This is a genomic window from Bacillus sp. 95MFCvi2.1 (assembly GCF_000374965.1).
In the GTDB taxonomy this organism is placed as follows: domain Bacteria; phylum Bacillota; class Bacilli; order Bacillales; family Bacillaceae_G; genus Bacillus_A; species Bacillus_A pseudomycoides.
The window spans coordinates 20,808-42,300 of sequence record NZ_KB895720.1 but is presented as its reverse complement, the minus strand read 5'-3'; the positions used below and the strand labels follow the sequence as shown (position 1 = coordinate 42,300).

The window sequence follows — 21,493 nt, the reverse complement described above, 5'->3', positions numbered from 1 at the left end:
AAAAGGCGGAGTCTCTTTGAAGACTTCGCCTTTGTTTATATAGAGCATGAATGGTTTCAATACCTTTTATCGTACGTGAAGCATGACGAAGATTTTGAAATCCTGCGGATTTAGCAAAACGTCTCTTTACATGCCTATGATCCTGTTCAATAAGATTGTTTAAATGCTTGATTGTACAATGGATTGTAGTTTGATAAAATCCTTGTTTTCTTAATTTGTTAAATGCGCAAAGTAATGCCGGCGTTTTGTCTGTAGTGAGAACAGTTGGTTCTCCAAAATGTTTTACTAATCTTTTCATGAAGGCATAGGCAACTTTTTAAAAGTGTTCATTATCTAGGGGACAGCTAAACGGGAGTGCAAATAAAGTGAATTTGTAATGTAAGTAGAAGATTGCGTTTTTTACTCATGCTTCTTTATATATTGAAGAATAAAATTAATATATCAACAAATTGAAAGGAGCAAATAGGATGAATACATTATTATCTGCAAAAAATGTTACAAAAATTTACAATAAGAATCAATTGCCTGGACTGAATAAAGTATCTTTTGATATTGAATCAGGTGAATTTATTGGTATTATGGGTGCTTCAGGATCTGGGAAGACAACTTTATTAAATATACTATCAACTATTGATACACCGACAGATGGAGATGTTTTGATAAATGGTGTCAATATTAAAACACTTAATGATAACAAAACTGCGGATTTTAGGAAGGATCATTTAGGCTTTATTTTTCAAGAGTATTTTTTACTTGATAGTTTAACGGTGCAGGAAAATGTTGCTGTGCCACTTACTCTGTTAAACAAATCTCCAAACGAAATCGAATCGACTATAGAAAGTTTAGCAAAGCGTTTTGGCATATTCGAACAATTATCAAAGTACCCTAGTCAACTTTCTGGAGGACAAAAGCAGAGGGTTGCGGCAGCAAGAGCCATTGCGAAACAGCCAAGTATATTATTTGCAGATGAACCAACCGGCGCGTTAGATTCAAACTCTGCAACAGAGCTGCTTCAAAAGTTAAGAGAGGCTAATGAGGATCTTCATACAACAATTTTGATGGTAACCCATGACGCTTATGCAGCAAGTTTTTCAAGTAGAATCTTAATATTCAAGGATGGGAATATTTTGAAAGAATTAAAAAGAAACGAAAAGGGTAGAAAAGAATTTTTTGAAGAGATATTAAAGGAAATCTCAAAAATTGATGAAAATCGATATAACTAAGAGTGTGAAAGGAAGGCATGACTGTGGGATTATTAACAATAGCAACAAAGAATCTGAAGAATAACTTTTCCTTCTATTCGTTCTATTTCGTTTCAGTGGCTTTTGTTTTGATGGTGTTTTTCGCCTTTATTTCTTTTTCCATGAACGATATTATCATGGAAAAGATTTCGTCTGATGGTAGAGTAGAAACAATGTCGAGAACGGTGGCAATATTCGTTATGGCATTTGTACTATTCTATATGTCATACTCCAATACTTTCTTTATGAAAAAAAGAATGAAAGAACTGGGAATTTATTCGCTCTTGGGGTATCGAAAGTCAACCATGGTAAAATTATTAACCTTTGAAAATATTATAATTTCTTTTACTGCTCTAATTGTAGGTATCGTGCTGGGTGCTGTTGCTCATAAAGGAATTATTGAGGTGATAGTCAAAGTACTAAAATTAAACATTAATACTTTTGAAGTGCCATTAATTAATCTTGATTCGGTACTATTCACTTTTATTTTTATATTTGCTGTTTTGACTGTCTTATTCTTATCAAACTGGATAATCCTTCGAAAAAGTTCCTTACTTACTTTGGTACGTATGGAGAAAAAGGAAGAAAAGCAGATGAAAGTTAGTACAGCTTTATCCCTATTAGGACTATTCTTGATTTTGGTAGGCTATTTCTTAGCTATTGATATTATAAGAGGAACCGAATCATTGTGGAAAACGATAGGGTTTTCACCAATCGCACTTTTAACAATGTTAAGTGTGGTATTAGGGACAATCTTCTTTATTCACTCCTTTTTACCTTTTGCTATTCAAAAATTGAAGAAAAAGAAAAAATGGTTTTATAAGGAATCGAATATTATTATCATTCCAAACTTTATATTTAAAATCCGTTCGAAGGCAAAGACTTTAATTTTGTTAACTTTATTAGCTGCAGGAACTTTGGCTATATTTGGCGCCACTATACTAACGCTTTACTATCCAATTGCTGCTACAGAACGTATCGTACCGTCAGCTATTGAGTTCCCGTTGGAAGATAAAGAATCGGCTAATAAAGCAATTAAAGTTGTACAAGATACTGTCGGAAAAGAAAACATGAAATACAAAGAAACGACTATTATTCAAGGAACATCCTCTTCTGAAAATTTGCCTAAAGAATATAATATGAAGAAAGAACATGGATTTGATCTAATCTCTGAGTCGGATTACAGGGATCTAATAAATTTTCAAGGGAAAAATGTAGAATTTGAAAATTTAGCTAAACATGAAAGTATTTTAGTGAAATATAGGCCTGAAAAAGAAAAGTTAGATAAAGAGAATACATATACTTTGAACTTAACATCTACAAAGAGTGTGGGTGTGAAAGTGAAAGAGACTACATTACTTAACCCAATTGGATTTGCGAATAGTGTAGGAACCCTTATTATTTCTGACAAACTTTACAAAGAAATAAAAGCATTAGGGCTTCCAGAAAAGACTATGATGAGCATTAACAGAACAGATATGAGAGATAACAAAGAAGTTTATGAAAACTTAGCTCCACTATTTAAAGATAATATCTATTTTACAAGTAGTTATCAAAAAAATGATTACATTATCCAGCAGAATAGCTCAACCTTCCTGCTCATTAGCTTTGTCACTATCATCTTTTTTATTGCAACAGGTAGCATACTCTATTTCCATAATCTTTCGAGTATAATGTCAAATGAAAATGAATTTACAATTTTACAAAGAATGGGATATAACAAGAAAAAGATAAAAAGGATAATAAGAAAAGAAATCTTTACGTTATTTAGCATCCCTTATATATTAGGGGCAGCGCATAGTATTTTTGCACTGGTGGCATACAAAACTGCTTTAATGGACGATTTATTAGGAAAAGGTAGTGCCTTTATATTACCTATTCTTTTTGCATTAATTATTTTTACTGTGGTTTATATCATTTATTATTTGTTAACAAAAAGAGCATGCTATAAAATTATATTTAACGATAAAAAGTAAAAATTTACAGATAAAGCTGATGATAATAAACAAACATCAGCTTTATCTGTATGTAATCTAGTAAAGGTAAGTGAGTCTATGAAAAAATACTATGAGCAAAAACAAATCTTTATTTTAATGAATCAACTTTGTATGATTATTTTTTTATGCTATGAATTTTTGCAAGGTAAGATTGCAGGAACAGCAAAGTTACTTCCACTAACGTTTATAACAATAATGGTCATATATGGGGCATATATTAGTTTTGTAAACATAAAAGAAAATAACACGCTATCAAAATTCTCCAAATTGCTATTTTTTGCTTCATGGCAATTTTTACTTACGCTTAACGGGAGTCAAATTTCTTATACACTAAGTATACTACTTAGTGTAGTAATTCTATATAAGACAGTACAATTTTTGCTTTTGTTCTTTTTCCAAGATTCTATTTATGCTTATAAAAAAGAGACAGACTGGATTTTAAAGATTACATGTGTATTAACATTGGTTGCGAAATTGACAAACGATAAAATATTTGCCGCTCTATTTTCATGTCAATGGATTTTTAGTTTTATTTGTATTATTTTTCTGTTTTTGAAAAATCGAGAACGAATTAAATTTATCTTCAAAAGCGAAAAAAAGCAGTTATTTAAATCTGTTGCTATTCTTATCGCTCTCTTTATTGTATATGCTATGTTGTTTGCAGGAAGCCCCGAATATTTAAGTAATTTAGGGTGGTATATCGTGATCCTGCTACCCTTATTTAGTATTCATGCGATTGCTTTTAAAAGCCATACATTTATGAAGCAATATTTTCTTTTAAAGGAAGGTAAAATGATATTCATGTTTTTATGTTTTATTGTTTTTATTAGTTCGCTTGGGCTGTTGTTTAAATTTAATATGATTACCTATTTTGTCATTATACATACGATTTTTTGGTTTGTTCTTCTTTATTTCACATTATTATTTCAAGACATAAAAGATACGATCTTAAATGTGGATGCAGAAGAACCTAAACCCTTGCCAGAAAGCTCTTACGCTCAAAATCTTTTACAGATAGCTAAAGAGGAGAGGTTGAAAAGTGAATTTTCTGATTATCTGCATGATGAAATATTACAAGATATATTAGCAGTTAAAAATATGATGAATAAATCTAATAAAGAAGAAATTCATGAAATGATAGTAAAAACGCTAGATGACTTAAACCAGTCTATACGTGTACAAATGCAAGAATACCACCCAACGTTATTAAAGACACTCACATTAAAAAAGAATTATAGTAATCTGCTTGAGATGATCCAGCAAAAATACGGAATGAAAAATATTGATATATCTTTTAATTGTAATGATAATTTATTCTTAGTTGAACCTTATAATCTTGTTATATATCGAATTTTAAAAGAATTAGTAACAAATGCGTTCAAACATTCTAAATGTTCTAAGTTAGTTTTGAGTTTGACACAAGAAAATAACAAAATAGAGCTTATAGTAAAAGATAATGGGATAGGTATGGGAAATGAGAAGCATATTCCTAATGAACATAGGGGGGTGAATTCGATTAAAGAACAACTGTTTTTGTTAAACGGTAACATGACAATTTCAGAATGTAATCCTTCTGGTTTATGTATTGATATTTTTATTCCTATGAAAGGAGATGATTCCTATCAATATTTTATTAATAGATGACCATGCTTTGTTTTCAAAAAGTTTGGAGATAGCTTTAGAAGATTATCCTGAGATAGATGAATTCTATTCATTACAAAATGTTGAAAATGTTATCACAATCATTAATGAGTTTAAGCCAGATATTATTTTAGTAGATATAAATTTAAGCAATATTAGTAGCGAAGATGGTTTAGAAATAGCAAAAACTATTTTAGATAGTAAATGTGACACGAAAATAGCTATATTAACAGGCTATGATTTGCCTGTTTATCGATATGAAGCTCAAAAAATTGGTGTAAGTGGCTTTATTAATAAAAATATTATGCCAGATAAGTTGTTGGAAATTTTAATTAAAATTAACGAAGGTATTTGTTATTTTCCAATGTCTATGGACTATGTTGAAGAATTAACCGATAGTGAGAAACAAATTTTACAGTTACTATGTGGTGGATATAAGCGTAAAGAAATTGCTACTATGTTATATGCTAGTGAACGCACAATTTCAAACCATATTCAACATATGTTTGATAAATTGGATGTTTCATCTTCATTAGAAGCTGTAACAAAAGGAATACAATTAGGATATATTCAACCTCATTATAGAAATCGTTAATGAAACTATGGGCTTGAATCCAATACATTTCATTCAATCGTAATTTTTTGATTGTAATCTTTTGTTCATATTCCGTTCATATTTCTTTTTTAAGATGAGTACATAGAAAGAAATAGGAAGGAGCGAGCGAAATGTTTTTAGCTCTGCGTGAATTAAAACAATCAAAATTAAGATATGGATTAATCGGGCTCATCATGATTTTATTATCATTTTTAGTTCTTGTGATTTCTGGATTAGCAAATGGTTTATCGTATGATAATGCATCATCAATTCAAAATATGGATGCAACAAAATTTGTATTAGCAGATGATGCAGAAAATAAATTACTCCGTTCACAAATAAAGAAAGAAGATGTGGATGATGTAGTAGGGCAAGTAGATGCAAAAGATGCTGTGCCATTTCATGTGAAGGTTTCTACGTATGAAAAGAAGGATAGTTCAAAAAAGGTTGATATTGCAATTTTTGCAAGTGAACGTGACACGTTCTTGGAACCAAAGATTGTGAAAGGGAATGCATTAGGAACAGCACAAGATGAAATGGTTGCTGACGAATCGATTAAAGAAAAAGGCATAGATATTGGCGATACAATTATCGATCCAGTTTCGAAAAAGGAATTCAAAATCGTTGGCTTTACGAAAGATCAAATGTTTAGTCACACACCTGTTGTTTATGTGAATCAAGATGTATGGGGACAAATTGCGCAGCCAAATCAAAAGGATTATAGCGCAATTGCACTTCGTATTGATAAAGAAGTGAAAAATGCACATGTGATAGAGAAAAAAGAAGTTCTTCAAAGTATTCCAGGGTATAAAGAAGAACAAGGAACATTAACAATGATTATTGCGTTCTTGCTTGTGATTGCTGCTTTATTAATCGGTGTGTTCTTCTATGTCATTACATTACAAAAAACGCAGCAATTAGGTGTGTTAAAAGCAATTGGAACGAAAAATTCGTATTTAGCAAATACTTTAGTTGTGCAAGCATTATTCTTATCTGTTGTTGCAATGGGGATAAGTATTGTATTAGTAGAAGGATTGCAAAAGATTTTGCCAGAAAGCATGCCATTTTTATTAACAACGACAATGATTGGCCAATATGCAGGAATCTTTATTGTCATTAGTATTCTAGGAACACTTATTTCCTTATATCAAGTGTTAAAAGTTGATGCACTAGAAGCAATTGGAGGTGGCATGTAATGACTTCATTATTAAAATTAGAGGAAGTAAGTAAAGTGTACGGAGAAGGAAATACCGAAGTAACTGCTCTACATCCAATTTCACTTGATGTGAAGGCGGGAGAGTTTATCGGTATTGTTGGTCCCTCTGGATCAGGGAAAAGTACTTTGTTATCAATTGCTGGTGCGTTATTATCACCATCAAAAGGAAACATTTACATTCGTGAACAAAATATTACGCGTTTATCAGAAAAGGAAATGACAGATATTCGTTTAAGAAAAATCGGGTTCATTTTTCAGTTTGCAAATCTTGTTCCCTATTTAAATGTAAAGGAACAATTACTCTACATTGCAAAATTAAAGAAAGAAGACCGAAAAGAATCCGAAAAGCGTGTGGATCATTTGTTAGCTGCATTTGGATTATCTCAAAGAAAAAATCATTATCCAAATCAATTATCTGGCGGAGAAAAACAAAGGGTTGCAATTGCTCGTGCTTTCATGAATAATCCAGATTTAATATTAGCGGATGAACCAACAGCAAGCCTTGATTCAAAACGCGGACGCGAAGTTGTCGAAATGATGAAACGAGAAGTAAAAGAAAGTCAAAAAGCAGCAATTATGATTACGCATGATGAAAGAATGCTGGATGTATGTGATCGTATCTTAACATTACGTGACGGAAAGTTAGTATAAGTATTATAAGAAAAAGCACAGGGTGGATTCCTGTGCTTTTTTGTACATGATAATTCGTTTAGACTGGTTTTGGAATTAAATGTTATAATAGTCTTATTATTCTGTTTTTTTATAGGGGAGGATAAAATATGGAGAAAAAAATCATACATATGGAAGGGCTTATTGTCTTAATAGCGACCATTTATATATATGCATTAAATGAGTTTAGCTGGTTAATATTCTTCTTGTTGCTTTTAGTACCTGATGTTTCAATGCTAGCATATCTTATTAATAATCGTATTGGTGCGCAGATTTATAACCTGTTTCATACTTACATAGTATCAATATTACTGATTTTGATCGGTTTATTTCTAAAATCAGATGTGACTCTTATGATCGGCTTAATTTGGACAGCTCATATTGGAATGGATCGTCTGTTCGGATATGGTCTTAAATATCAAACGGATTTTAAGGATACGCATATTCAGAAGTTATAAAATACAGTAGGAATAAACGTTTATCATACATATGAATCTTTTTATGTACCAGGCTATATTCATTTTAAAATCTAATCGCGACAAAGAGGGATAGGTATATGAATAATGATATGAAACGATACTTAATATGCACGTTCATATTTACATGGATACTCTGGGGACTATTAATTAGCTTGATAAAATGGGACATTACCACATTCGGTACTCCATTAGCAATGATATTGTTTGTTTTCGGAGGTATCATGCCAGCAATTATTGCAATTAGTTTAAAGAAAAAATATGGATCAAGAGAGGAGTTTAGAGTTTTTATCAAAAACATTGTTAACGCTAAACATCATTTTGCATGGTATATTCTGCTCATTGTTCTAGCTTTTATTAGCTGTTATCTGCCAACGCTATTTGGTGGGGCAACGATGCAAAAGCCATTATACGTTGCATTACTTAATTTTCCAATGATGATTATTGGTGGTGGAGTTGAGGAAATCGGATGGAGGGGGATTCTTGCAACCTGCACTTCAAAAAAGGTTTTCTTCATTTTTAAGCACCATGATTGTGAGCATAATATGGGCTGTTTGGCACCTGCCGTTATGGTTCATTCCAGGAACTAACCAGTCTCAAATAAATTTTATATACTTTATAATCACGATAATTGCCGTATCCTTCATATATACTACAATTTATAATGCAACTAAAAGTATTTTTATGTGTCTAGTTTTCCATGCACTTATGAATTCTTTTTGGAGCGTATACGTGCCAAATGATAAGATTTTACCAGCCTGTTCAACTCTTATCTTTGGAATTTGCGTCTTTATAGTGTATAAATTAGTGATAAAAAGAAAAAGTACTTTATTAACAGGTTAACAAAGATAAAGCAAGGAAACCTATTTCGAGTTTCCCTTCATCAAACCTTAAGTCCCCTATTAAGGGATATAACTTACCGACATGTTATATCGTGGATTTTAAATGCTGCTCTCTGGGCACAATTTTATTTTGCGAACGCTGTCTGCAGCGTGATAAAGCGATCTATTCATGATGGGAAAATGACGCAAATGGAACTCGATGTAATAGCTGATGATAAAAAGAATATTCTTGTCGGTGCAATAGAGTACATGGAATATTCTATAGAAGGAACAAACGAATGTCATACATATAATGCGGGGAATCCTCCAAAATTTGAAGGGGATCAAACGGTATATGTGCGCCATAAAGGAGAAAGGAGTTTACATCCAGGTTTAACACGGATTGTTCATTTTTCAGCTAATAAATAGTTTAGAAAAGTAGTATGAAAGTAATAATGTATATCTTCTATATAAAAAGGGCTTTTATGTTATGATAAAGCTCTTTTTTGTGCGTTTATAAAAAAGTAAGTGAAATGTTAGGGGAAATCATGTTTTTTAAATCATTAGAGTCGCTTTACTACAATGAATCAAGTATACTGAGAAATGTTTCCTGAAAATAATTCAGGCTAAAAATCCATTAGGGTTGTTTGGTTACTGAAGACTTTTCTAATAAAAGTGTAAGAGTTATGATTAGTGAACAGATAATGCTTGATGGATATTGGAATTACTATTTTAATTTTAGATAAAGAGTAAATAAGGAGAGTTAGTATGAATTTAGCAAAATTCCCTAGAAAAAAATATACAGAATCATATACGCCAATTGAAAAATTAAATCACTTTTCTGAAGTCCTAGGAGGACCTTCTATTTATTTTAAACGAGATGATTTACTTGGTTTAACAGCTGGTGGAAATAAAACAAGAAAATTAGAATTCCTTGTGGCGGATGCACAGGCGAAAGGTACAGATACGTTAATTACTGCTGGCGGTATTCAGTCAAATCATTGCCGATTAACATTAGCGGCTGCGGTAAAAGAGAAGATGAAATGCATTCTTGTATTAGAAGAAGGACTTGAACCAGAAGAAAAACCAGACTTTAATGGGAATTACTTCTTATATCATTTATTAGGTGCTGAAAATGTAATCGTTGTGCCAAACGGAACTGACCTTATGGATGAGATGCAAAAAGTGGCCAAAGAAGTAACTGAAAAAGGGCATACACCATACGTCATTCCAGTTGGAGGATCCAATCCTACCGGTGCAATGGGATATATTGCATGTGCAGAGGAAATTATGACTCAATCGTTTGAGCAAGGGATAGATTTCAATACGGTTGTTTGTGTAAGTGGCAGCGGGGGCATGCATGCTGGTTTGATCACTGGATTTTATGGAAGACAAACAGGGATTCCGGTAATTGGAATGAATGTGAGCCGCGGGAAAGCTGAACAAGAAGAAAAGGTATGTAAGCTTGTGCAAGAAACTTCAGCGCATATTGGTATTCTAAACAGTATTCCGCGTGAGGCCGTGACATGTTTTGATGAATACGTTGGACCAGGATACGCTTTACCAACACCTGAAATGGTAGAAGCTGTTCAGCTTTTAGCAAAAACAGAAGGGGTTTTACTGGATCCAGTATATACAGGGAAAGCAGTAGCTGGACTGATCGACCTAATTCGAAAAGGTACATTTAAGAAAGAAGATAACATTCTATTTGTACATTCAGGTGGTTCTCCCGCGTTATATGCGAATACATCACTATTTTCCTAATATGTAAGAAAATCAGCACCAAAATAAGTGGTGCTGATTTTTTATGTAAGCTTTACTTGTCTGTCTTAATTAGCTATAAAGAACAAATTGCTCATCTAACCAGTTTACTATTTTTTCAATCATTGGAATACTTATAGAATGATTGATATTTTGGTATAGCATAAATGTAATGTTAGCTGTTGTATCTTGATGGTGTGATTGTACTTTTTCATAAAATGTTTGTTGTCCAAGAGGCGAGACAACAGCATCACTTGCCCCATGTAATAATAGTATAGGTCGATTATGAATGCGTTCGATAAATTGAATAGGATCCATTTTTCTAATCATATGAATTTCATTGGCGATATTTGAGCCTTGCTTTTGAAAAATCTCTTCAGAAGTTATCCAAGCTCCTGAACCATTTATATTAATAAGTGCATCAATTTTTGAATCTTTGATAAAAGCTCCTGAGGATATGAATCCACCCATTGAACTTCCGAGAACTACAATTTTATGACCTAAGCAGTATTCACTCTCATAGATACTAGTAAATAAATCATTTATATCATGTTTAACAGTATGCAAAATGGTTTTCCAAAAATATTGTTCCATTATCGGTCTAGAAAAATGATTTTCTAAAGCTGCCCGTGAATCGTGATAAATAATTTCTGGAATAATTACGGTATATCCAAAGTTAGTTAAGATGGTACCTAAAAAGATTTGATGATAAATGCTAGATCCCCATCTATGATAGAAAACGATTGTTATTTTTTTATTCTGTTTTGTGGGCTGTAATAAGAGACCGTGTATGTTTCCTAGTTGAATGTCTGTTTGATTCAATGTATCGGTTCACCTCTATAAAAAAATAAATAAATAAGTGAGGGAATGAATGCCCTTACTGATAAAAGCTTTACCTTATCACTCCGTCTCAAAAAACTCAATCCATTCTCCATCAGGGCCAGAGAAGAAAATGTAACGTGTTGCATCAGGTAATGTTTCAATTTCCTCTGTTAATAAAAAAGTTACTCCTAACTTCTTCAGTCTTTCAATTTCATCTTCTAGAGAGTCTACTTTAAAGCAAATATGATGCACTTTTCCTTCTGCTGGAAGAGAAGGGTTATAGCCTTCAATTAATTCAAGAATGGTTTCTTGTGATTCTTCTACACCTAAAAAAGCAAGTTTTAAGTTTGGATTCGGATGCCCCATGCGTTTGATAAGTTTTAGTCCAATAACTTTTTCGTAAAATGAAATAGATGTTGCCATGTTTGCAACCATAATTCCAACGTGTTCAATTCTTCTTACTGGCATGTCGATTCCTTCTTCCCATGAATTTCTTGTATATCATAATATTGAAAATTAAGAAAATAAGCAAGATAAAAACCTTACAAATTTTATGATGTTCTATGATATAGTGAGAAAGTATGTTTGGAAAGAAGGAAGGAGACAACTCAATGAACACAACTTTACAAACTCCTTCATTAACGGAAACGATGAAAGAGTGGCATCAAGCATTAGCATATGAGATTAAACATTGGAAAACGATAGGCGGTAGTAAGCTATCGATTATAAATGGCCGTTTTTTATATACAGATTATGAGAGTACAGTTTATGTATTTCAGCTTATTTCGGAAGTAAGCTTACCTGATGGTACACCAATCCGAATTGAATTTGATGGTGAGGAAGCAACAGGAGAAGTACTATCTGTACATGGGCTAGAAATTGAGCTGAAATTGAATGATTATATACAAGGTGAAATAAGAGAAGCTAGTTTATATAGTGAACCATGGCAGTTATTAGAAAAATTACAAGAGCGGTTGAAAGAAGTTCGAAAAGATAAGCAAAAGCGTCAGCGTGTAAAACGTCTTTTGGATGGAAAGAGTGCGCCAAAGCATATTGAAAAGATGAAAAATCTGAAGAATGAACTTGCATATCGTTCTTTTTATAATCCAACGACATATGTTTGGGGCCCACCGGGAACAGGAAAATCTTATAATTTATCACGTATTATTTCAGCGCACTATCAAAAAGGAAAATCAGTACTTGTACTTGCTCATAGTAATGCAGCGGTTGATGTATTAATGAGTGAGGTTACAAAGCAAATAGAAAAAAAAGAAAAATGGACACCAGGGGAAATCGTCCGGTATGGATTTAGTCAACATGAACATATACGTAACCATGAAACATTGTTAGCTTCTAGATTAGTGGAAACAACGAATGGTTCATGGGGAGAAGAGAAGCTTTATTTAGAAGAAATGCGCCAAGATCTTCGTCAAAAGATCTTATCTTATAAGGCAACTGCTTCTGATAAAAAGCGTATGCAAGAAATTGAAGGAGATCTTAGAAAACAAAGAGCGAAAATTAAAGAAGTAGAAAGAGAATATATTGAAAATGCAAAGGTAATAGGTGCGACACTATCTAAGTGTGCAATTGATTCTCTTATTTATGAACGAACATTTGACTTAGTTGTTGTAGATGAAGTGAGTATGGCATATGTACCACAAATCGCATTAGCTGCTTCTCTTGGTAAGCGAATTGTCGTTTGTGGTGATTTTTTACAGTTGCCACCAATTGCGATGGCAAATCATGAGCTTGTTAGAAAGTGGTTAGGAGAAGATATGTTTTATCATGCAGGGATTGTCCAATCCGTAAACAAGTGCGAGACACATCCGAATCTATTTATGCTGCAAGAACAAAGACGTATGCATGCGGATATATCTAAATTTACAAACTCATTTATTTATAAGAATAGAGTGTTCGACCATCCTTCTGTTTCGGCAAGACAAGAATTAGCGAAATTACAGCCGTTTGCAAACGAAGCGACAGCTCTGTTTGATACAAGTTTAATGGGAGCTTACTCTTTAAAAGATGCCGCTTCTGGTTCTCGTTTTAACATTATGTCCGGTTTCGTTGCAATGCAGATGATTTTAATTGGATTATTAGATGGCGTTCAATCGATTGGAGTTGTAACGCCATATCGCGCGCAGTCCCGTTTCTTATCAACATGTATAAGAGAAATATTGCAAAAAACAAAGTATCGAAATACACCTATTCTAGCAGCGACGGTTCATAAATTTCAAGGATCTGAACGCGATATGATGATTTTTGATACAGTAGATAGTTATCCGCAGGAACGTCCTGGCGTGTTATTCTTTGATCATAAGAATCATCGTCTTGTAAATGTTGCGGTAACGAGAGCAAGAGGAAAGCTCATTCAGTTATCGGACTGTCAATATATGCGGAAAAATCTTTCTAGAAAACAAGCGTTATCTCACTTAACTTCTCACATAGAAAGACACGGAAATGTATATGATCGTACAACATCACGTCCATTGTTAGAACGAAAAATTACAAAACGCTTGAGATGGTTTATGCAAATGAATTTGGAAGAGACGAAAGCATTATTAAAAGACATTCTGTCAGCAAAACAAAAAATTATTATTTCGCTCCCAAGTACAAGACAAGTAGATAAAAGGGTATGGCAGGCGTTAATGCGTACAACAGCGCAGGTAACAATCTATAGCGATGGACCAATTCCATTAAAAAATGTGAGAGTACAAAGGCAAAATAAATCACTCCCATTTGTATGTATTGATGATGAGATCTTTTGGGTAGGTGCTCCGTTAACATCGCAAATGATGTTTGAAGGAAGTCCAGAATTCCCTTATATATGTGCAAGAATGCAGGCGCCTGAAACGATTGGCGTTTTAAAAGGATTTTTAGATATTCGTTAAAATCAGATCGGAATTCCTTGACATTTACTCGGAATAAAACTAGAATGAAAATAATTTAATATAATTTTATGAAAATAAAAACGATTTTCTTATCACGAGAGGTGGAGGGACTGGCCCTATGAAACCTCGGCAGCGGATTCAATATGAATACTGTGCCAATTCCAGCAAGTGAAAGACTTGAAAGATAAGAAAGAAGGCCATTTTTGAATCTGTATGTTCAAGCCTCTTTCTATCTTTTAGAAAGAGGCTTTTTTATGTGCAAATTTAAAGGAGGAATGGGAAATGGGAACAAAACAAGTAACGTCACACCGAAATAGTATTACGGAAAGTATAGAAAGAAATAGAGAAAAATACTTAAAAACAAGTCATGATATACATGCGAATCCTGAAATTGGTAATCAAGAATTCTTTGCATCTAGAGCGTTAAGTTTACTTTTAGGAAGTGCAGGATTTCAGCTTCAGCACAATATCGCAGGACATGAAACAGGATTTATTGCACGGAAAAGTTCAGGGAAACAAGGGCCGACAATTGCCTTTTTAGCAGAGTATGACGCTTTGCCTGGATTAGGCCATGCGTGTGGTCATAATTTAATTGGTACAATTAGCGTTGCAGCAGCCATTGCATTATCGGAAACAATTGAAGAAATCGGCGGTGAAATCGTTGTATTCGGAACACCAGCAGAAGAAGGTGGGCCGAATGGAAGTGCAAAAGCAAGTTATGTGAAGGCAGGTTTGTTTAACAATATTGATGCAGCACTTATGATTCACCCTAGTGGAAAAACAGCAACAACAAGTCCGTCACTCGCAGTTGATCCACTTGATTTTCATTTTTATGGAAAGTCGGCACATGCGGCTGCTTCACCTGAAGAAGGAATTAATGCATTAGACGCGGTGATTCAGCTTTACAATGGGATTAACGCACTTCGTCAGCAGCTTCCATCAGATGTGAAAATTCATGGTGTCATTACTGAGGGTGGTAAGGCACCGAATATTATTCCGGATTACGCATCAGCCCGTTTCTTTATTCGAGCAGCAACACGTAAAAGATGTGTTGAAATAACTGAAAAGGTACGAAATATTGCAAAGGGAGCAGCTTTAGCTACAGGAACAACAGTAAAAATCAATCAATTTCAAAATGAAATTGATGAATTATTAGTGACGAAGACATTTAATGAGGTGGTTGCTGAGGAATTAGAAAACCTTGGTGAAGATGTAAATCGTATAGAGAGACTTGGAATCGGTTCAACAGATGCAGGAAATGTGAGTCAAGTCGTACCAACGGTTCATCCTTATATTAAAATTGGGCCGGATAATTTAGTTGCACATACGAATGAATTTAGAGAAGCAGCTCGTTCGGAACTTGGCGATAAAGCATTAGTTACATCCGCAAAAGTATTAGCGTATGTAGCATATCGATTAATTACAGAAGAAGGAACGCTTGATCAAATTAAGGAGGAGTTTAGAGGGGCGCAGCGAAATCAGTAATGTGATTAGTATTGGAGAAGTAGTTTTCTAGAATTCTATTTAGATAAAAAAGGTTTGGAGAAATCTCTAAGCCTTTTTTAGTTATAAAAGTTGGAACTTATTATTTAGATAACTATCTCTATTGGTTCCATTGGCTTGAATTAGGGAAGAATTTAGCATTTGATAAACGAGTAGAACAAATGCTTATTTCAGCGTGTCAGAAATCAAATTGTACAACAGTTGAGATGTTGAGAAGTGCATAAAAAAGACCTCAACTAAGAGTCGATTGAGGTCGAAATATCAGTAAACTAAGTTATTTTTTAACCCTTATTAAATTGTATTTGAATAATAGCGTTATTCCTAAGTTCATTAGAAAATGTACAACAAATGGTACTAAAATATTGTTTGTTTCAAAATATATCCAACCAAAAGTCAAACTTGGAACGCTTATATTTATTAGCATTATAGGCTTTTTGAAGTATTGAGTATGAAAACCTAAGAAAAATAAAGTAGTTGTTATAATTGCAATCCATGGGTTCTCTATAAATATGAAAAGCAAATTTTGAATAATTCCTCTAAACAAAAGTTCTTCAAATAACGCTCCTAAAAACATAAAGGCACAAACACTTAACAGTGAATACTTTTGATAACTCTTGTTTGTATCGTCAATGTATTTCGAGGGAATGTAAAGCGTTAACATTACACCAAACAAAAGTAGAGCAAACGAAGCGATAAATATATTCATTATCATTCGGATTGGTTTATCGAATGATAGGAAATTTTGAATTGTGAGTACATCATAAACCATAAGAATAAAAATGATAGCCACGCAAATGAATGTAAAAGAAGAGAATACTAAAACAGCGTCTTTTGGGTTGAAATCCTTTTTTGTTTTCTTGGTTTTGTCTTTTATATCTTTCATATCTTACCTTCTTTCCTGTGACTTTAGAATAATGAAAATACTTTACTATTTTATCAGAAGATATAATATCTACAAATAATTATTTAAAAAGCAACAATCTTTTAGAAAACTGCCTTTATTTATACCATATGATAATGGAACCTTTGTAAAGGAAAGAAAAGACGTCACCATTCAATTTTATATATTAAGGTAGAGTGTTTCTTTTTTTATTTAAGTAAAAAGCCGAAGTGCTAAAAGGAAGGAAGAAAAATTGTATCAAAATATTCTTGAAGGCTATCAAATTAGAACTGCACATAATGATGAAAGTCCTCTCATTGTTAAAATGCTAAAAGAAGTTGCACAGTGGTTAAAAGAGCGAGAAATTGACCAGTGGCAGTATCTTTTAGAAGGTGGAGATGACGAAGAGATCATTCAAGCGGTAATAAATAAAAACACTTACATCATTTTAAAGGAAAATGAAATGATAGGTATTTTTACAGTTTCTTCTGTACAAAGTGAGTCTTCTTTTTCGTATTATTGGATTTTAAGTGATAGAAAATAAATTTTAAATATTTTGATAGATAGTGCATTTTTAATTATAATACAGCTAGATACATAGAAAAGGGGAATTGTTCATGCAAATAACAAATGAACGAGCAATGTTACGATTAATAGATACAAATGATATAGAAAAATTATTTTCAATTGTGGAAGGAAATAAAGAAATCTGGACGTATTTAATAGCTAAAATGGATAGCTATCAAGATATGGAGCGATATGTTGAAACGGCAGTAAAACGATATGAAAAGGGAACGGATTTACCATTTGTTGTGATAGATCAAAAAACGAATGAAGTTGTCGGCAGTACACGTTTATACAATATATCAACAGAAAGCAAGACTGTTGAACTTGGTCAAACGTGGTATCATCCGAGTGTACAGAGAACGAGTATAAATACGGAATGTAAGTATATGTTATTGCAATATGCGTTTGAAGAATTACAAATGCTGCGCGTGCAAATAAAAACAGACTTGCGAAATGAAAAAGCACAACGAGCAATTGAACGGCTAGGTGCAGTAAAAGAAGGGATATTACGAAATGAGAGAAGGTTACCAAGCGGTTATATAAGGGATGCGGTAGTATATAGCATCATTGCAAGCGAGTGGCCAATCGTGAAAGATCGATTACTGCACAAAATGGACCTGTATAAATAGGAGGCAAACATGACAAATATTGAAACAAAAAGACTAAAGATGATTCCTTTTACATTAGAACTTGTTGAGGCAACGATAAAAGGCAGAGAAGAGCTGCAAGAAATCATACCATATAAAATATCTTTAGAATGGCCAATGCCTGATTATAAAGATATTTTACCATGGGTTGCTGAAGGCTTACGGAAAAATCCGGAACAAAGTAAGTGGAGTGGACTGATTGTTCATAAGGAAGATAATGTTATTATTGGTGATATGGGTTGTAAAGGTGCGCCCGATCCAACTGGTACAGTAGAGATCGGATATAGTATTGTACCAGAATATCAAGGGAAGGGTTATGCGACTGAAATGGCAAAAGCTTTCGTTGAATGGTTAGAACGGAATGAAGAAGTGCAAACGATTCAAGCAGATTGTTTAACGAGTAATGCCGCTTCAAGTAGAGTGTTAGAAAAAGCCGGTTTTACATGTGTGCTTGAAGAACAACATATGAAATATTGGATTGTAAAGTGAAGTGGAAGAGGTATACGTCCCTAAGAGGGAAAAAATATACCTCTTTTTCTTACAAAATGATTACTTCTTTTATATACTTTTGTTTCATCATTCCCTTCTGTGAAAAAATTCGTTACAATAGAGTTGTATGAGAAATTTTGTACATAAATTAAATTCATAAAATATGCACCACAAAAAATAGTAAATTAAAAATCCTCTATTTGAATGAAAACCCTTTATAGCACGAATCAATTGTTGAGAAAAGCGCCTTCTTTCAAATGAACTCAAATATAATGATTTAAAATAGATTATTTTTTAGAAGTATGGATAATGCACGGGGGCCAGTACAAATGAAACAAAATAAGAAAAGTAAAAAAAGAAGAGTCTTGCAAGTGTTCTTGCTCATGGTTAGTTCTATCATTCTATTTGTAAGTTATGCAGCTTACGATATTTGGAGTTATCGCTTTAAAACGGATGAGGTGGATACAGATGCTGCTATTGTACTAGGAGCAGCTTCTTGGAACGGAAAACCATCTCCTGTATTTCGTGAAAGAATCAATCATGCAATTTCTTTGTATAAGAATGGAAGTATTAAAAAAATTATTTTTACAGGTGGTACTAAATTTGAAGCAGAGCAGGAAGAAGCACGTACTGCGAAAGCGTATGCATTAAAGCATAACGTAAAGGATGAAGATATATTAATTGAAACACAGTCGCGTTTTACAGAAGATAATTTAAAGAATGCGAAACAGGTTGGAATTGATAATGGCTTACATACGTATACGATTGTAAGTGATCCTCTTCATATGAAGCGAGCGATGAGAATAGCGAAGCATATTGGGATAGATGCATATGCATCACCAACGCCAACATCAGCATATAAAACATTAGATACGGAAATTCCATTTTTCTTTAAAGAATTATGTTCTTATATTGGATATGTTGCATCGTTACCTTTGCGTATATTGAAAGGTGATTAAAAAATAAAGAAAAGGATAGACAAAGGTAGAGTGGTTCTACGGAGTCTATCCTTTTTTTATGCAAATATGCTTTGGATTTTCTATAACTTTACAAATTATAGAAAAAACTTTCAATAAAAACCTTGTATTTTCATCGGAATAGTGAAACAATAGAATGCATAATCAAATATAATCTTATCGAGAGAAGTGGAGGGAACGGCCCAATGAAGCTTCAGCAACCTATCTGTAATAAAAAAGGTGCTAATTCCGAGTAGATAAGAAGGAAAAGAGATGACAACCTTCTTAATATGTAAGGTTGTTTTTTAGTAGGAGGAGAAGGGATGAAACGTTTATTTTTTGCACTTGTAAGTATTGTATGTAGTTTATTTATCATTACGGGTTGCACGCAGACATCAGGGGGCGATCAAAAAGAAATTCGTTTAGGTTTTACACCTGGTCCGTACAGTGATCAAGTGAAAAAAGCGGTACAACCGTACTTAGAGAAAAAGGGATACAAAATTAAAATTGTTGAGTTTAATTCACCAAACGAAACAAATCCAGCATTAACGAATAAGGATATTGATGCAAATATATTTCAAAGTACTGCTTTTATGAAGTCTTACGCAAAAGAAAATAATGCGGAAATTTCAAGTATTATTCAAGTTCCATCAGCACCTCAAGGTGTATACTCTGAGAAACATAAATCATTAGATGATTTGAAAGATGGAATGAAGATTGGGGTACCAAATGATCCAGTTAATTTAGAACGGGCATTACGTATTTTAGAAGGGATTGGCTGGGTGAAATTAAAAGGAAATGTAAATATTTTAACAATTTCCGAAAAAGATATAACGTTTAAAAAGAAAGATTTCAAATTAGTACCACTTGAATCACCACAAATCCCAAGGGCAATGAAAGATTTAGATTACGGCATTATTAACGGAAATCTTGTTATTTCATCTGGACATAAGTTAAAAGAGGCACTGAAATTAGAAAAAACACCTTCACAACATAGAATTATTGTTACGGTTCGTGATGAAGATAAAGAAAAACAATTTGCGAAAGATTTAATTGAAGCATACCATTCACCAGAGTTCAAAAAGATGATTCAGTCTGAAGAACAATTTGAAGGGTTTGTGCTTCCTGACTACTTAAAGTAAAGGAGATCTTGACATGACATTATCATTTATAGAAACAGAAGAACAAGCTCTCGTATTGGAGAAGATAACAGAATTCATTCCGCAATTTGCAGGAAGGGAACATCAACTGAGCGAACTAGGCTCTTTTCCTTTTGAAAATATTAAAGACTTACAAAGTATTGGTTATACAAAGTTAACTCTTCCGAAGGATTTTGGTGGGAAGGCAATTTCATTATATGATTTTGTTTTATTTCAAGAGAAGATTGCAGAGGGAGATGGAGCAACAGCTTTGTCTATTGGATGGCATGTTGGAATTGTGAAGGAACTTGCGGAAAATCGCTCATGGAAACCTGAGATGTTTTCTTGGTTTTGTGAAGAAGTAAAAAAAGGCGCCCTTTTTAACAGGGCGGCAACTGAACCGAAGACAGGGAGTCCTACTCGGGGAGGAAAACCAGAAACATTAGCTGTACAAAAAGGCGATAAGTGGATTATAAACGGAAGAAAAACGTTCACAACGATGGCGCCAGTACTTGATTATTTCATCATATCTGCAAGCATTGAAGGGCGAGATGAGATAGGAGAATTTGTGATTCCAAGACACGAAAAGGGTGTGTTGATTGAAGAGACATGGGATAGTGTTGCGATGCGTGGAACGGCTAGCCATGATCTTGTATTACAGAATGTTGAAATCCCGCATAAATTTTTTACAGATGTAAAAGGTTCACAGGCGAAACCGAAAGGAATTGGATGGTTACTTCATATACCAGCATGTTATTTAGGGATTGCGCAGGCTGCAAGAAATTATGCGATTGATTTTGCGAAAGCATATGAACCGAATAGTTTAAATCACCCAATTAGTTTGCTTCCAAACGTTAGAAGATTAGTAGGCGAATTAGAGCTGGAACTCTTGCAAGCTCGTACTTTTTTATACCAAGTTGCGAAAAAATATGATGAGGTGGAAAATAAACAATCTTTACAAGCGGAATTAGCAGCAGCGAAATATATTGCGACGAATGCGGCGATATCAATTGTTGATAAGGCAATGAGAATTGTAGGGGCAAAAAGCTTATCTGAAAAGAATCCACTGCACCGCTATTATTTAAATGTTCGCGCGGGTTTACACAATCCACCGATGGATGATGTAACACTCTCATTACTAGCAGATGATGCGTTTAAATCAATTGAAAAGGAGTGAGTGAA

General features: G+C 33.5%; 19 protein-coding genes, 4 pseudogenes and 2 riboswitches. Of the genes and pseudogenes, 19 read left to right on the top strand and 4 right to left on the bottom strand.

All coding sequences use genetic code 11. The features are described from left to right. Positions 1-316 (bottom strand): annotated as a pseudogene (locus C568_RS33710) (DDE-type integrase/transposase/recombinase); the annotation flags it as partial. Between the two features lie 151 nt (positions 317-467). On the opposite strand from C568_RS33710, the gene C568_RS0126030 reads away from it, so the two are divergent. The 10 genes and pseudogenes from C568_RS0126030 (at position 468) to C568_RS0125985 (ending at position 10,420) form a co-directional block, all read left to right on the top strand. Further along, positions 468-1,223, top strand: coding sequence for an ABC transporter ATP-binding protein (locus C568_RS0126030; protein WP_018783144.1), 756 nt, complete (start codon positions 468-470; stop codon positions 1,221-1,223). A gap of 23 nt (positions 1,224-1,246) precedes the next feature. After that, a complete protein-coding gene (locus C568_RS0126025; RefSeq protein WP_018783143.1) occupies positions 1,247-3,217 on the top strand; it encodes an FtsX-like permease family protein in 1,971 nt (656 codons plus the stop codon). Positions 3,218-3,295: 78 nt separating this feature from the next. Next, positions 3,296-4,882: an ATP-binding protein gene (locus C568_RS0126020; protein ID WP_018783142.1), complete on the top strand. Its 1,587-nt coding sequence runs from the start codon at positions 3,296-3,298 to the stop codon at positions 4,880-4,882. Then, on the top strand, positions 4,851-5,474 hold the full coding sequence (locus tag C568_RS0126015; RefSeq protein ID WP_018783141.1) for a response regulator transcription factor: 624 nt from the start codon (positions 4,851-4,853) through the stop codon (positions 5,472-5,474). Before C568_RS0126020 ends, C568_RS0126015 begins: the two co-directional genes overlap by 32 nt. A 131-nt stretch (positions 5,475-5,605) precedes the next feature. Then, complete coding sequence (locus tag C568_RS0126010; protein WP_018783140.1) at positions 5,606-6,670, top strand: ABC transporter permease; 1,065 nt, start codon at positions 5,606-5,608, stop codon at positions 6,668-6,670. Next, positions 6,670-7,341 (top strand): ABC transporter ATP-binding protein, encoded by a 672-nt coding sequence (locus C568_RS0126005; protein WP_003198455.1) that lies wholly within the window; start codon positions 6,670-6,672, stop codon positions 7,339-7,341. Before C568_RS0126010 ends, C568_RS0126005 begins: the two co-directional genes overlap by 1 nt. Before the next feature lie 128 nt (positions 7,342-7,469). After that, positions 7,470-7,817, top strand: coding sequence for a DUF4260 domain-containing protein (locus C568_RS0126000; RefSeq protein WP_003198457.1), 348 nt, complete (start codon positions 7,470-7,472; stop codon positions 7,815-7,817). Between the two features lie 98 nt (positions 7,818-7,915). Beyond that, positions 7,916-8,678, top strand: a pseudogene (locus C568_RS32130) (CPBP family intramembrane glutamic endopeptidase). Positions 8,679-8,833: 155 nt separating this feature from the next. Then, a pseudogene (locus C568_RS0125990) lies at positions 8,834-9,085 on the top strand (DUF4073 domain-containing protein); the annotation flags it as partial. Positions 9,086-9,424: 339 nt separating this feature from the next. Further along, on the top strand, positions 9,425-10,420 hold the full coding sequence (locus C568_RS0125985) for a D-cysteine desulfhydrase (protein WP_018783138.1): 996 nt from the start codon (positions 9,425-9,427) through the stop codon (positions 10,418-10,420). A 69-nt stretch (positions 10,421-10,489) separates the two neighbouring features. Here C568_RS0125985 and C568_RS0125980 read toward each other — a convergent pair whose 3' ends face one another. Together C568_RS0125980 and C568_RS0125975 are read right to left on the bottom strand one after the other, a co-directional pair. Continuing rightward, the gene (locus tag C568_RS0125980; protein ID WP_018783137.1) at positions 10,490-11,239 is read right to left on the bottom strand and encodes an alpha/beta hydrolase family protein; all 750 of its coding nucleotides are present in this window, start codon (positions 11,237-11,239) and stop codon (positions 10,490-10,492) included. Between the two features lie 78 nt (positions 11,240-11,317). Beyond that, positions 11,318-11,707 (bottom strand): VOC family protein, encoded by a 390-nt coding sequence (locus C568_RS0125975; RefSeq protein WP_018783136.1) that lies wholly within the window; start codon positions 11,705-11,707, stop codon positions 11,318-11,320. A 113-nt stretch (positions 11,708-11,820) separates the two neighbouring features. Between C568_RS0125975 and C568_RS0125970 the strand changes: the two genes are divergently transcribed. The 3 genes and pseudogenes from C568_RS0125970 to C568_RS34415 form a co-directional block, all read left to right on the top strand. After that, positions 11,821-14,130: an AAA domain-containing protein gene (locus tag C568_RS0125970; protein ID WP_029427780.1), complete on the top strand. Its 2,310-nt coding sequence runs from the start codon at positions 11,821-11,823 to the stop codon at positions 14,128-14,130. An 86-nt stretch (positions 14,131-14,216) separates the two neighbouring features. Further along, a riboswitch (SAM riboswitch) is annotated at positions 14,217-14,321 on the top strand. A 91-nt stretch (positions 14,322-14,412) separates the two neighbouring features. Beyond that, positions 14,413-15,615: a M20 family metallopeptidase gene (locus C568_RS0125965; RefSeq protein ID WP_018783134.1), complete on the top strand. Its 1,203-nt coding sequence runs from the start codon at positions 14,413-14,415 to the stop codon at positions 15,613-15,615. Positions 15,616-15,704: 89 nt separating this feature from the next. Next, a pseudogene (locus C568_RS34415) lies at positions 15,705-15,857 on the top strand (IS1595 family transposase); the annotation flags it as partial. A gap of 50 nt (positions 15,858-15,907) precedes the next feature. Here C568_RS34415 and C568_RS0125960 read toward each other — a convergent pair. Then, complete coding sequence (locus C568_RS0125960; protein ID WP_018783133.1) at positions 15,908-16,516, bottom strand: CPBP family intramembrane glutamic endopeptidase; 609 nt, start codon at positions 16,514-16,516, stop codon at positions 15,908-15,910. Positions 16,517-16,766: 250 nt separating this feature from the next. On the opposite strand from C568_RS0125960, the gene C568_RS0125955 reads away from it, so the two are divergent. From C568_RS0125955 to C568_RS0125930, 6 genes are all read left to right on the top strand, one after another. After that, positions 16,767-17,057 carry a hypothetical protein gene (locus C568_RS0125955; protein ID WP_006095458.1) on the top strand — a complete coding sequence of 97 codons (291 nt, stop codon included), beginning with the start codon at positions 16,767-16,769 and terminating at the stop codon, positions 17,055-17,057. A gap of 73 nt (positions 17,058-17,130) precedes the next feature. Next, the gene (locus tag C568_RS0125950) at positions 17,131-17,709 is read left to right on the top strand and encodes a GNAT family N-acetyltransferase (protein WP_006095459.1); all 579 of its coding nucleotides are present in this window, start codon (positions 17,131-17,133) and stop codon (positions 17,707-17,709) included. Between the two features lie 9 nt (positions 17,710-17,718). Next, positions 17,719-18,216: a GNAT family N-acetyltransferase gene (locus C568_RS0125945; RefSeq protein ID WP_006095460.1), complete on the top strand. Its 498-nt coding sequence runs from the start codon at positions 17,719-17,721 to the stop codon at positions 18,214-18,216. A gap of 329 nt (positions 18,217-18,545) precedes the next feature. Then, positions 18,546-19,175 (top strand): YdcF family protein, encoded by a 630-nt coding sequence (locus C568_RS0125940; RefSeq protein ID WP_018766823.1) that lies wholly within the window; start codon positions 18,546-18,548, stop codon positions 19,173-19,175. 171 nt (positions 19,176-19,346) lie between these two features. Then, positions 19,347-19,436: riboswitch (SAM riboswitch) on the top strand. Positions 19,437-19,495: 59 nt separating this feature from the next. Next, positions 19,496-20,314 carry a MetQ/NlpA family ABC transporter substrate-binding protein gene (locus tag C568_RS0125935; RefSeq protein WP_018783132.1) on the top strand — a complete coding sequence of 273 codons (819 nt, stop codon included), beginning with the start codon at positions 19,496-19,498 and terminating at the stop codon, positions 20,312-20,314. Positions 20,315-20,327: 13 nt separating this feature from the next. Further along, positions 20,328-21,488 (top strand): acyl-CoA dehydrogenase family protein, encoded by a 1,161-nt coding sequence (locus C568_RS0125930; RefSeq protein ID WP_018783131.1) that lies wholly within the window; start codon positions 20,328-20,330, stop codon positions 21,486-21,488. Positions 21,489-21,493: the final 5 nt, after the last annotated feature.